This window comes from Pseudomonas sp. SDO52101_S400 (assembly GCF_054071635.1).
Genome location: NZ_JBSVWF010000003.1, coordinates 25844 through 39134, shown reverse-complemented (window position 1 = coordinate 39134; position 13291 = coordinate 25844). Strand labels below are relative to the sequence as shown.

Annotated in this window: 10 protein-coding genes; 5 read left to right on the top strand and 5 right to left on the bottom strand. The window is 58.4% G+C overall.

Features of this window, described 5'->3' with window-relative positions; translation table 11 throughout:
• Positions 1–97: 97 nt before the first annotated feature.
• The 4 genes from ACW9HX_RS01730 to ACW9HX_RS01715 all read right to left on the bottom strand — a co-directional run bounded on the left by ACW9HX_RS01730 (position 98) and on the right by ACW9HX_RS01715 (position 7133).
• Positions 98–1054 (bottom strand): AraC family transcriptional regulator, encoded by a 957-nt coding sequence (locus tag ACW9HX_RS01730; protein WP_457379248.1) that lies wholly within the window; start codon positions 1052–1054, stop codon positions 98–100.
• 189 nt (positions 1055–1243) lie between these two features.
• Complete coding sequence (locus ACW9HX_RS01725; protein ID WP_457379247.1) at positions 1244–3184, bottom strand: ATP-binding protein; 1941 nt, start codon at positions 3182–3184, stop codon at positions 1244–1246.
• 335 nt (positions 3185–3519) lie between these two features.
• Entirely contained in the window at positions 3520–5646 is a 2127-nt protein-coding gene (locus tag ACW9HX_RS01720; protein ID WP_457379246.1) for a TonB-dependent receptor family protein, read from the bottom strand.
• Between the two features lie 98 nt (positions 5647–5744).
• A complete protein-coding gene (locus ACW9HX_RS01715; RefSeq protein ID WP_457379245.1) occupies positions 5745–7133 on the bottom strand; it encodes an aminotransferase-like domain-containing protein in 1389 nt (462 codons plus the stop codon).
• 347 nt (positions 7134–7480) lie between these two features.
• Here ACW9HX_RS01715 and ACW9HX_RS01710 point away from each other — a divergent pair, with 347 nt between their 5' ends.
• The 5 genes from ACW9HX_RS01710 (at position 7481) to glyA (ending at position 12913) form a co-directional block, all read left to right on the top strand.
• On the top strand, positions 7481–8686 hold the full coding sequence (locus ACW9HX_RS01710) for a benzoate/H(+) symporter BenE family transporter (RefSeq protein WP_457379244.1): 1206 nt from the start codon (positions 7481–7483) through the stop codon (positions 8684–8686).
• Positions 8683–9855, top strand: coding sequence for an NAD(P)/FAD-dependent oxidoreductase (locus ACW9HX_RS01705; protein ID WP_457379243.1), 1173 nt, complete (start codon positions 8683–8685; stop codon positions 9853–9855). Before ACW9HX_RS01710 ends, ACW9HX_RS01705 begins: the two co-directional genes overlap by 4 nt.
• Positions 9856–9885: 30 nt before the next feature.
• Positions 9886–10317 carry a Rid family detoxifying hydrolase gene (locus ACW9HX_RS01700; RefSeq protein ID WP_007958112.1) on the top strand — a complete coding sequence of 144 codons (432 nt, stop codon included), beginning with the start codon at positions 9886–9888 and terminating at the stop codon, positions 10315–10317.
• 92 nt (positions 10318–10409) lie between these two features.
• The gene (locus ACW9HX_RS01695) at positions 10410–11678 is read left to right on the top strand and encodes a threonine synthase (RefSeq protein ID WP_457379242.1); all 1269 of its coding nucleotides are present in this window, start codon (positions 10410–10412) and stop codon (positions 11676–11678) included.
• On the top strand, positions 11675–12913 hold the full coding sequence (glyA, locus tag ACW9HX_RS01690; protein ID WP_457379241.1) for a serine hydroxymethyltransferase: 1239 nt from the start codon (positions 11675–11677) through the stop codon (positions 12911–12913). Before ACW9HX_RS01695 ends, glyA begins: the two co-directional genes overlap by 4 nt.
• 16 nt (positions 12914–12929) lie before the next feature.
• On the opposite strand, the gene ACW9HX_RS01685 is transcribed toward glyA, so the two are convergent.
• Positions 12930–13229 (bottom strand): hypothetical protein, encoded by a 300-nt coding sequence (locus ACW9HX_RS01685; protein ID WP_457379240.1) that lies wholly within the window; start codon positions 13227–13229, stop codon positions 12930–12932.
• Positions 13230–13291: the final 62 nt, after the last annotated feature.

Genomic DNA, 13291 nt, shown 5'->3' with positions numbered 1-13291 from the left:
GAGGCAACGCGGGAGGCAATATCCGAATCCTGCAGAGCGCTATCCGATTTGTGCAGGATGGCGCGGCAGGTGCTTCAGGTTGTTTCGGGGCGGGAATTCAGTGGCGGCGTTTGAAGGTCACGGACGGCAGTTCGCCGAACTGCTGACGATAGCTTTCGGAGAAACGCCCGAGGTGCAGGAAGCCGTAGTCCAGCGCCAGTTCGGTGAGGTTGCGCACCGGGCAGCTCGGGTCGCTGAGGCAGGCATGGATGCGTTCGAGCTTGCGCTGGCGAATGTATTGCATCGGGGTCACGCCGACTTGGCGTTCGAACAAGGCGTACAGCGAACGCAGGCTCATGTTCGCCTGGGTCGCCAGGTGTTCGGCGGGCAGATCCTGTTTCAGGTTGCGCTCGATGTAATCGAGGATCCGCTCGAAACTGACGCTCGGCGAACTCAGGCATTCACGGCTGACGTTGGTGTCCATCAGCGAGATCAGTTTGCTGCCGACGATCTGCGCGTAATGTTCTTGAACCCGCAGCAACGGGTCGCTGGCTTCGGCTTCCTGGCAGATCATGCCGAGCAGACTGGTGAAGCCTTCCAGTTCCTGAAGCTGATAGTGATTGCGCAGAAAACGAATGCCGTCTGAAGGATGCAGCCAACGCTGCTCGTCGCACACCGATTCAAGCACGCTGACCGGCACCTTGAGGATGAATTTCTCGCAATCGTCGGAATAGGTCAGGTCGACCGGATCGTCCGGGTTGATCAGCAGCAATTCGCCCGGCACCAGATGATGTTCACGCTTGGGCCCGCGCCACAGGCAGTTGCCTTGCAGCAGAACTTGCAGGTGATAGACCGTTTCCAGCGCAACTGAAGTGACGCGAACGCTGCCGCCATAGCTGATGCGGCACAGATCGAGGTCGGCGAGTTTTCGGTGGTTGAGGCTGGCTTGTGGGTGGGTGGTTTTGGACAGGCCGATGAAATGCTGGCCGACGTGCTGGTTCACATAGTCGGAGACGGCATACGGGTCAGCGTGGCGAAACACGCTGCTGCGGTCGCTCAGCAGGCGGCTGTCCATGGGCAAGGCACTCGATCTTGTCGTTATGGTGATGGTCGCGGTTTACGCCATCACCGGTCACAGTACGCCGGGGAGCAAGATCGGGCAATTGGACGAAGGTTCGGGTGTCCGGTGATCGAACGGTTTCATGAAATCGTACCGGCAAACATACGGCACGACCGAATCCGGACCAGCGCCACGCCAAGAGCATCAGTCCAAAGCGTCACTCTCGATTTGGACTTGAAGTTTTCTAAATGCATCGCAAAAGAATTTAGGAATAAATTTCCCCTCACTCAGTGTCAGCATGGACTTATTGACAATCAAGCCCATCAGCCTCTCCACCTTGTTTTTTATCAGGCCGCGTAAATCATCAAACTCCGAAATCACCAACGCTGCCAGATCATGCCCTCTCATCTGCAAATATTCTTTATCACTCTTCAGGCTAATACCTGAGACATACTCAACCTCAACATCGTTTGCGCTCGCCCTTTCAAACAATTTACAAATAAACCAGTTCATGGATTCTTGCAGAAGCTCAGGAGTGCGCAACCATTCGCCCCACCCGACATCCGCACCGCAGTACTCAGAAATCGGGTATTTATTTTTACACTCAAGATGCAACAGCAACATTATACAAACCGGATCCAAAGCGACATTTTCCAGAGAATAGGCGCTCCCCTCACCCAAGACCACCACATTCTTTCCAGCAGTGTTCTTTCCGTCCCAATCAATAAGCCCCCGAACTGTTCTATCCCCCTCGGAAGATAATGCCTCCACCATCCCTTTAACTTGTTGGCAGTTACCCATACCATTTACCAGATTCAAAAATTCTTCAATCTTGTCTTTTTGAATCGCCTTTCCGAAAACCTGATTAAGTTTGTCAGAAACCTGCTGCGGGGGCATCTTTGGACCTGAACTGACGAATGTCAGAGCGATTCTCGCATCTAAAAAATTAGAGCTATGAGGAATTGCACGATAGACGGACTGATAAACTTCAGCATCATAAAAACTCTCAACCAGCACCAGCCGCCTATTGAAAGGATTCACGGATATCTGCGTTACACCTTCAAGCAAAGTCGAAATTGCCAAATCCTTATCAACAGCGGCAACAACACCATCAGAAAGAGCATATAAAGAGTTCTCAGGGGAAAGTGCGACTGTGGTAGGAGAATGCGTGGTTATTAATATTTTCGCGGAAAACTCACGACTGAACGAATCCAGAAAGCTGATTAGTTGAACGACCATAGAAGGATGTAAAAAAGCATCCGGTTCGTCCATCAACAAAATTTTTGGCACAGCATCAGAGCTAGTGGCTGAGAACTGCGTAGCGAATGTCACCAAGGCAAGCCAGAGCAGAGTCTGCTCCCCAGAAGAAAGATCACTCTCCTTGATTAGCGCACCAGATTCTCTTTCATAAAAACACGCGACATATTCATCCCCGGCTTCGGACGCCCCTGGAACTCCAACTTTTATTTTTCCGTTGAACGTCTTGTCTAATATTTCATTAAGTACAACCCAAGGCTGACGCCCGTATACATTTTCAAACTCATCATCAACCACATAATAAGCCTCCTTGCCTCTTACATCCGAAAGCCACATTGCATACTCATTATCATGCAACCTCTTAATATACCGAGTAAATATAGCGGTAATATTTTTCGAACCAAACAACTGTGTTTCATAGCCATCATAATGACTTGCAATTTCATCATCACTCAGCTGACTCGGCCTCTTGGAAAGTTTTTCAGCAATATTACGAATGATGCGATGCGCATCCTTGAACTTTATCTCGTTAGGTTCATAACCCAACCGCAACTTTTCACGACGATAGCTATCATATTCCTGATCAAATTCCAGCTTACTTGATCTAAAAACCTCAAGAAGTGATCTTTTTCGAGCCAATGCGTCCGACAGAACGTAGCGAGCCTCAAGTTTAGGAATCAATTCCGCATGAGAAACGAAAAAAATCTCGTCTCTGGATATCTCACACTCGGAGATAACTTCCACCTTCCCGCTCTTTATGCTTTCCAAAAGCCTGGTTTTTCCACATCCATTTTTCCCAATCACGACCGACACAGGCGCAGTTATCTCAAACTCTTCCTTAAGTTCAAAACCTTTTAGAGATTTATATCCGACAAATCTGATATCCATATTCACATCCACCCCCCTATAACTCAGATCACAAACCCATAACAGCTTGAAACCTTATAGAAAAAATCAACCGCACAGACAGTCGCAACACAACCCGATCAAAAATCCTGCAGGTATATAACTATCAAACACCAACATCATTCAAGCCAGGCAAACATCACCATAGTCCCTGCACAACAGCCCCACCGTTTACAGCTCAAAATATACAACACATGAGAGACCTTGCTTACATCAAAGCCAACAAGAGCATCCACCACGAATATATTAAAAACTCACAAACGCTGCCTTAATTCGCTGTTTTTTTTCAATCGTGATCTGAATGTAGCATTAACACCTCAACGCAAACTCCACGACACCCCGACATACATCGCCATGCCCTCGCCCGGCGTCGAGCGTGCCGCGTCCAACCCTTTATCGTCATAGCCCGGCGTAACTGTAGCGGCGTAGTGTTTGTCGGTCAGGTTGCGCATGTCCAGCCAGGTCTGCCAGTCGCCTTTCGGTGCGTTGTAGCCCAGCGTGGCGCCAAAGGTGGCGTAAGGATCGGCGTAGTAGCTGTTGGCGTAATCCACCGCGACTTTCGACACCAGTTGCGTATTGACTGCCGCGAAGAAGCCTTGCGGGAAGTCGTAACGCAATTCGCCCTGGTAGTAATGCATCGGCAAGCCCGGCAGGTGGTTGTCGCCGAAGCGGTCGTCGTCGCGGTAATGGAAGTCGCTGAAGGTGTACGCCTGGCGCAGGCTCAACTTGCCGCCATCGTTCGCTGACCACAGGTTGCTGAGCAGGCTGGCTTCCACGCCTTGGTGTACGGTCGGGCTGGCGTTGAGCTCGTAAGGCGTGGTGGCGTTGGCATCCGGCAACACCGAAAGCAGTTCGTGGCGCACCTGAGCGTAGTACCAGACCAGGCTCCATTCGCCGAGTGCGCTGTTGCCACGACCACCGAGTTCCAGGGTGGTCGCGGTCTGGTTTTGCAGCTTGACCGGATCGCGCTGGGTGCCGGTGGCGGCACCGCTGCCGGCCGGGAATCGTACGTTGGAGCTGTAGATCAGCGACCACGGATGCGGCGCTTCGACCGAGCGGCTGAGGTTGCCGAACAGTTGCAGGTCCGGCGTCACCTGATAGCGCAGGCCCAGACGGGGCGCGTAGTCCCAGTCGCCGAGGCTGGTCTTGCCCCCGCCTTCAGGGTAAGTCACGGCACTTTCGCGGCGGGTGTAGATCGCGGCGAGGCCGGTGGTCAGCCACAGGTCGTCGGCGATTTCCAGGTCGTTGCCCACGTGCAGGACAGAGTCCGCCCCCTGATAAGTGAAGTTGCGCATGTGCGTGCCCGGCGCATAGCCGGCGGTATTGCCGCTGGGAATCCGCACGAGTTCGCTGGCGCCATCGTTAGGCAGGTGTTTGGTTACGCGCAGGCCAACCGTGCTGTGGCTTTCGAGCCCCCAGAGAGTGTCGCGGCGCTTGTAGTCGAAGGTGCCGCTGACATCGGTGTACGCCACTTTCAGACGGTTCGGGCCCTCACGCAGGTCCATCGGGTAATCGTGATAAACCAGACCGGTCTGGATGCTCGAATCGTCGTCGATGTAGTACGTGGTCTTGTTGCCGATGAAGGTGCTACCGGGCTGATCACGGCTGTCATTGCGCGTCACGTAGGCCGGGTTGGCCGCCCGCGGATCGTGCTCGATGGACTGTTTGGTCACTCGCCCGGCGAGGTCGTTGTCGGTCTCGCGGTGACGGATGTAGAAGCGGGTTTCCAGATCAGGATTGAAGCGATAACCGAAGTTGGCAATCACACCCTGACTCTTGCTGGCGGTGTGATCCTGATAGCCGTCTGAGTGCGCGTCGGTCATCGACAGGTAGTAATCGAAATCACCCAGCGCCTGGCCCGAGCTGACTTGACGCTGGGCATAACCGTGGCTGCCCATGACGTAACGCACATTCAGCAGTGGAGCGTCGTAGCCGGTGTGGCTGACGTAATCGACGGCGCCGCCAAGGGCCAGCGCACCGCGATCAAAACCGTTGGCACCACGCAGCACTTCCACATGGTCGAGCCACAGCGGTTCCAGCAATTCATAAGGCGTACCGCCGGGGCCGGTCAGCGGCAGACCGTCGAGCATCGTGAACAGCCCCGAGGCGTGGGCACCGGGGGCGCGGTTGATGCCCGAGCCGCGAATCGAGATTTTCACCCCTTCGTTACCCGCCGACTGGGCATAAACACCCGGTTGATAGGCCAACACGTCCTGATTGCTCGCGACCCGGCCCTGCAACGGGCGGCGCATATCGACGACGTTGATGCCTCCCGGCACCTGTGCAAGTCGCGCTTGAGCTTCTTCAACCGACGCATCTTGCCCACTCCGGTCGTCGGCGCCGATCAGCACCTGCCCCAACTCCAGGCGCTGGCTTTCAGCCAGGGCCGGACAGGCCAGGGCCAGCCCCAGCAAGGCAGTGGATAGGGTTTTGAACGCGGGCATCGAGAGCACTCCAGACATACGGAAACGGGCAGTGAGAACTGCGACGTATGAAGGGACGAATGGAGCACATGGGGATTTGGGGCTTTGCCCGCGAGGGCTCAGTAATACCGCCGCGGGTCCGAATCGATCAGGCTCGCCAGTTTGGTCAGGGCAAAGCGCAATTCATCCTGGCTGGTCGGCGACATCAGCACCAGCCGCACGCAACGGGTGATCCCCGAGCGCTCCGCCTGGAACTGCGTGCCGCTGAGCACCAGTACACCGTTGGCCCGGGCGAGCATGGTGAATTCGTCGGCGGTCCATGGCTCGGGCAGCGTCAGCCAGACGTGGTACGAGTACGGCTGGGTCTTGAGTTCGAAGCCGGCGAAGATTTCCTGCGCGATTGCCTGGCGGCCGGCGGCCTCGTTGCGCTGGATGCGGATCAGTTTCTTGTCCAGGCCTTCGATGATCACATTGCTGGCCAGTTGCGCGGTCAGCGGCGACGGCATCCACACGCTGCTGCGCACCATCGAGGTCAGGCGCGACAGCAATTTCGGCGGGCTGTAGAGATAACCAACGCGCAAGGCCGGCATGACCGATTTGGAGAGGCTGGTCAGGTAAACCGAACGATCCGGCGCGAATGCCGAAAGGGGCTTGATCGACGGATCAGTGGCCAGAAAACCATAGATGTCATCGTCGAGGATGATGAAATCGAACTCTTCGGCCAGCGCCGCAATCTGCGCCCGGCGCTTTTGCGACATGATCGACGCCGTCGGGTTCTGACAGGTCGCCACGCACACCAGCATCGCCGGTTTTTCCCGCAGACACAGCTCGCGCAACGCTTCAGGAATGATCCCTTCGTCGTCCATGGCCACACCACGCAGACGGCGTTCGAGGCCATGGGCCAGGGAAATGATGCCGGGGTAACAGAGCTCTTCGCAGAGCACCAGGTCGCCTGCATTGGTCAGCGCACTCATCGCGACCATCAGGCCATGCTGGGCGCCAGCGGTGATCACCACTTGCTGCCATTGCGCATCGGGTAACGAATGGCGCAACCACTGCGCCCCCGCTTCGCGATGGGCGGGGTGACCGCCGTCCGGCGCGTAATCAAGGGCCCGGGCGAAGTCCGTGCTTTTGGCCATACCGACCAACGCCCCGCGCAGCCAGTACTCAAGGGTCTCGCTGTAGGGCTTGATGATCGACAGATCGAGCAGCTCCGACTGCCCCAGATTCAGCGGTGCGGCGCTGTTGCTCGCCGGCAGCTCCAGCTGGCTCTGGCTCAGCACATATGTCCCCCGCCCGACTTCCCCCTGCACCAGGCGGCGCCGATGGGCTTCGCTGTAAGCCCGGCTGATGGTGCCCGGCGTGACATTCAGGGTGGTGGCCAGCTCCCGCAGGGTCGGCAGGCGATCGCCTTCGTTCAACACGCCGTTACTGATATCGCGCGCCAACGCATCGGCAATCGACAAATACATCGGCTGGCTGAACTCGCTTAGCTGGGGAACCCACATGGATGATCACTGCCCATCGTAGAAATGATGAATATCCGAGCATATCACACGGAGGTTAGGCAACTAATAAATCAACACAATCGATAAATTGAGTCGATTGACACCACGATTGAATCGATAGAGGCAGAGAAGGAGAAATATTTTCGAAATAATTTATTCACTTATTAATCAATTACTTAATCAGCCTATTGCGGAAAAACAACGGCTGACAACAAAAAAACATCTCGTAACAACCCGGTCGACTATTGAATCAACTCAATTCATTCAAATACACTCATCTCGAATCGAATCAATCGACTCAATTTTCCCGACCACTGCGCGACTCCGCCGCGCCAAGCCGAGACATCATGGACACAATCAGAAAGGACCTATCACTCTCAGCCGTCATTGCGGGCTTCATTGCCGTGATCATTTCCTATGCCGGCCCGCTCATCATCGTGTTTCAGGCCGCCAAGGAAGCGCACCTGCCCAACGACGTGGTGTCATCGTGGATCTGGGCCATTTCCATTGGCAGCGGGATCACCGGTCTGCTGCTGAGCTGGCGCCTGCGGATCCCGGTGATCACGGCATGGTCGACCCCTGGTGCGGCGTTGCTGGTATCGATGCTGCCGACCGTCACCCTGCCTCAGGCCATCGGTGCGTATGTAGTGGCCTCTCTGATTATCGCCATCGTCGGTTTGTCCGGAGCCTTCGACAAGCTGATGAGCCGTCTGCCCAAAGCCATCGCCGCCGCGATGCTCGCGGGTATTCTCTTCCGCTTCGGCGCCGAGCTGTTCACCTCGATCAAGCTGCAGCCGGAGCTGGTACTGTCGATGATCGCGGCGTACCTGATCTTCAAGCGCGTCTCGCCGCGCTACGCCATTCTGTCGGTGCTGATTGTCGGCTGCGCCGTCGCCGCCTCGTTCGGCACCCTCAACAGCGGCTCGATCACCATCGCCGTGGCCCAACCGGTGTTCATCGCCCCTGAGTGGAGCTGGCACGCGATCATCAACATCGGCCTGCCGCTGGCGCTGGTGACTCTGACCGGCCAATACGTTCCAGGCATGGCGGTGTTGCGCACCTCGGGCTACAACACCCCGGCCCGCTCGATCATTTCAGTCACTGCAATCGGCTCGATACTGATGGCGCCGTTCGCTTCCCACGGTTTCAACCTGGCGGCCATCACCGCCGCAATCTGCACCGGCCGCGAAGCCCATGAAGACCGCGACAAGCGTTACATCGCCGGGATCGCCTGCGGGGTGTTCTACATCCTGATGGGCACCTTTGGCGCGACCCTGGCGTCGGTGTTTTCGGCCCTGCCCAAAGAACTGATTGCCTCCCTCGCCGGCCTCGCCCTGTTCGGTGCAATCAGCGCCGGCCTGACCGGCGCCATGGCTGACGAGAAACAGCGCGAAGCCGCCCTGATCACCTTCCTGGTAACCGCCTCGGGCATGAGTTTCCTCGGTCTGGCTGCTGCGTTCTGGGGCTTGATCTTCGGCCTTGTCGCCCATTTCGTGCTCACTTGGACCCGGGAAAGCAAAGCCGCCGCCATCACCGAGGGCAGCCGTCCATGACCGCACGTTACGATTTCATTGTGGTGGGCGGCGGCATCGCCGGTGTCTCGGCCGCTTATGAGCTGGCCGCACACGGCAGCGTCTGCCTGCTCGAACAGGAACAGCAACTGGCCTATCACACCACCGGCCGTTCGGCCGCGATCTCGATGGAAAGCTACGGCAACCAGCAGATCCGCTCGCTGACCTGCGCTTCCCGTCACTTCTTCGAAAACCCGCCGGAAGGTTTGGCCGAGCACCCGCTATGGGCGCCTCGAGGTGCCTTGATCGTGGCCCAGGCGGCGCGGGTGGACAAACTGGCGACGCGATTCAATGCAGTATTGGCGCAAGTGCCAAGCGCAAAGTTCCTCGATGACAAGCAAGTGCTGGAACTGGTGCCCTACCTGGCCGAAGGCGCCTGGAGCGCCGGGATCTACGAGCCCAGCGCCTTCGACCTGGATGTACACGGGATCCATGGCGCGTACCTCGCCGGCCTGCGTGCCCGGGGCGGCATGATCAAACGCGAGACCGAAGTGCTGCGCGGCGAACGACGCGCCGGGCACTGGACCTTGCACACCGGTGACGGCCAGCAACTGGAAGCGGCCATCGTGGTCAACGCGGCCGGCGCCTGGGCCGATGAACTGGCTGAGCGCTGCGGCGTGCCCCAAGTCGGCGTGCGGCCATTGCGGCGCACCGTGCTGGCGGTCGATCCGCAGTGTGACGTGCACCACACGCCGTACCTGGGCACGGTCGACGAAGACATTTTCATCAAGCCCGAGGCCGGACGACTGATCGTTTCGCCCTGCGACGAAAGCCCTTCGGTGCCCTGCGATGCCTTGCCGGAAGAACTGGATCTGGCGATCACCATGGATCGCCTGCAGAACACCACACGCCTGCGCCCACGCTCGATCATCAATAAATGGGCCGGCCTGCGCACGTTTGTCGCCGACCGCTCGCCGGTGCTCGGCCAGGATCCGGAAGAGGAAAGCTTCATCTGGCTGGCCGCCCTCGGTGGCTACGGCATTCAGGCGGCGCCGGCCATTGCGCGGCTGTGCGCCCACGCTGCTCTGGGTGTCGCCATGCCGACGGATCTGGCAGCGCTGCAACTCAATTACCAGCACTTTTCTCCAGCCCGTTGCCGCGACGAGACATTCGCCAGTCTGGCCGTGAAACAGGTTGCCGATTTGCATTAACACCCCACCCACCCAACAAGGATCGTCACCATGCAAACCAACGCTCAAATCCAGTCCGCCGCCAAGCCTTTCCTGGGCGAAGAAAACGTGATTTTCACCGACAAGGCCCCTCTGCCACTGGGCACCTATTCCCAGGGCATCAAGGTCAGCCACGGGCAGACCATTTACCTGTCGGCCCAGACCCCCGTGTCGGCGCTGAACAACGAAGTGTTGGCCAAGGATTTCGAAGGCCAGCTGCGCCAGACCCTCGACAATCTGGCGCAAATGGCAGAGGCCGCCGGTGGCAGTCTGGCGAACGTGGTCAAGGTGACCGCGTTCATCACCGACCTGAGCGAGTTCCCGACCCTCAACCGAGTCATGGAGGAATACTTCACCCCGCCTTATCCGGCCCGCACCACTGCCGGCGCCAGCGCCCTGGCACGCAATACCCTGGTCGCCATCGACGCCATCATGGTGGTCTGAAACACCGTCTGTCAGCAGCGCCCGCCGGTCCGGTGTATCGGACCGGCGTCGGCAGGGAATGCACCCGCACAGCGTACTTCCAGGGGATGTCCATGAAGAGCTCGTATAGAGAGTATGTGTTGCAGTGCCTGGTGTGCGACCGCAGCTACCAGCCGCACGAGGTCAGTTATTTCTGCCCTCATTGCAAGGTCGATGGCGCCCTTGACGCGCTTTACGATTATCCGACGCTCAGACGCGAATGGCCCAGAGACAGCCTGGCCCACCACCAGGCCCGTGGCATGTGGCGCTATGAAAGACTGATGCCGTTGAACTCGTTGCAGTTCATTCCGCCGTTACTGGTGGGCAATACGCCGTTGTACGCGCCGACCGATCTGCTCGGCAAAGGCTCGCGGATCAAGGTCTTGATCAAGGATGAATCGCGCCAGCCCACCGGATCGCTGAAGGATCGCGCCAGCGCGCTGGCCGTGGCTCACGCCCTGCAGTCCGGTGCGCGCACCGTGGCCGTGGCCAGCACCGGCAACGCGGCCTCGGCATTGGCCGGAATGAGCGCAAGTCTGGGTCTGCACAACGTGATTTACCTGCCCCGAAGCGCCCCTCGTGAAAAGCGTGCGCAAATGCAGGGTTACGGCGCCGAGATCGTGCTGGTCGACGGTCAATACGACGAAGCCTTCGAACAATGCCTCAACGCCTGTGAAAGACACGGCTGGTACAACCGCACCACCGGCATCAATTCATACATGAGCGAAGGCAAGAAAACCGTCGCCTTCGAGATCTGCGAACAACTGCAATGGCAAGTGCCGGACCTGATGTTCGTGCCCGTCGGCAATGGCTGCATTCTGGGTTCGGTCTACAAGGGTTTCTTTGACCTGCTGCAACTGGGCTGGATCGAGCGTATTCCGCGCCTGATCGGCGTGCAGGCCGAACACAGCAATTTCATGTACCGGGCCTGGCGCAGTGACCGGCCGATGCAGAAGACCGAACGCATAACTCCCACCAGTCTGGCCAGCAGCATCAACGTGGCGCTGCCCCGCGACAGGCTCAAGGCCATGCGCGCAGTGACCGCCAGCGATGGCGAATTCATGTGCGTCAGTGACGCAAGCATTGTCGCCGCCGCGTCGAGACTCGCCGCCAGCACCGGCGTGTTCCCCGAAGCCGGCGCGGCCAGCGCCTTCGCCGGTCTGCTGAAGTACGCCGAACAACACCCCGACACCGCGCAAACCGCCGTGATCCTGATCACCGGCAGCGGTTTGAAAGACACCTCCATTTTTCTATCCGATACGGCCACGAGCCCGTCACGCGTGTTCTCCCAGCACGTGCCGGCAACGCTGACCGAAACACTTGCACAAGGAATCACCGCATGAGCCTGCAAAATTTCGACCCCGCCATTGCCCGCCTGATCGACCGCGAACGCAACCGCCAGGAAACCCACCTGGAACTGATTGCTTCGGAAAACTACGTCAGCGAAGAAGTGCTCCAGGCCCAAGGATCGCTGCTTACCAACAAATATGCCGAAGGCTATCCGGGCCGGCGCTATTACGGCGGCTGCAAAGTCGTCGACGAAATCGAAAACCTGGCCATCGAGCGTGCCCGCAAGTTGTTCGGTTGCGAGTACGTCAACGTCCAGCCGCACTCCGGCTCACAGGCCAATCAGGCGGTGTTCCTGGCGGTGCTTGCGCCCGGCGACAAGATTCTGGGCATGTCCCTGGCCCACGGCGGGCACTTGACCCACGGCGCGTCGGTGAATTTCTCCGGGAAGTTTTTCCAGGCGTTCACCTATGGGCTGGAAAAGGACAGCGAAACCCTCGACTACGAGGAAATGGAAGCCCTGGCCCGCGAACACCGGCCGAAGATGATCATTGCCGGTGCTTCAGCGTATTCTCGCGTCATCGACTTCCCGCGCTTTCGCAAGATCTGCGATGAGATCGGCGCTTATCTGATGGTCGACATGGCCCACTACGCCGGCCTGATCGCGGCCGGCGTGTACCCGTCGCCGGTCGGCATCGCCGACTTCATCACCTCCACCACCCACAAAACCCTGCGCGGCCCGCGTGGCGGACTGATTCTGGCCAAGGCCGAATACGCCGCCCTGCTCGACAAGACGATTTTCCCGGTTTACCAGGGCGGACCGCTGATGCACGTGATCGCCGCCAAGGCCGTGGCATTCAACGAAGCCCTGGGCGACGAGTTCAAGCATTACCAGCAACGGGTGATCAACAACGCCCGAACCATGGCCGATGTACTGACCCGACGCGGATTGCGTGTGGTGTCCGGTGGCACCGACTGCCATATGTTTCTGCTCGACCTGCGCGCAATGAACATCACCGGCAAGGACGCCGAAGCCCTGCTGGAAAGCGCCCACATCACGTTGAACAAGAACGCGATCCCCGATGACCCGCAGAAACCGGCGATCACCAGCGGCATCCGCATCGGCACCCCGGCAATGACGACTCGTGGTTTCGGTGAAGCCGAATGCGCCGAAGTGGCCAACCTGATCGCCGACCTGCTGGAGCAACCGGGCAATGCCGCGCGAGTGGAAAACATCCGCCGTCGGGTGATGCACCTGTGCGAATGCTTTCCGGTGTATCTGTTGACGTGACGAGAAGGCCGGCCGCTCAGTTCTTGCACTTGGCCAGCACCACCTGGCAGGTGTCGGGTGTGCCACCGGAGCGGCCGGCATAACGGATGCAGTTGTTCAGGGATTTCTGCCGGGCGATGTTCAAGGATGAACCCCAGGCCAGCCCGCCCTCACCCACCGCGGGCAACGCTTTGGCATAACAACTGTCGCCGACGACGGAGGCCGGGTATCGGTTCTTGGCCGCCCGACCGGAGCAGCCGACGGTCAGCACCAGACTGACGGCCATCAGGCTCGGCAGGATCCATGACGAGCATTGGCACAGCCGCTTTGCGCTCATCGCATTTCCTCTGCCGCAAGGCCTGTCATGAGATGGGTGGCATGTCCCTTTGAGTCTAGTCG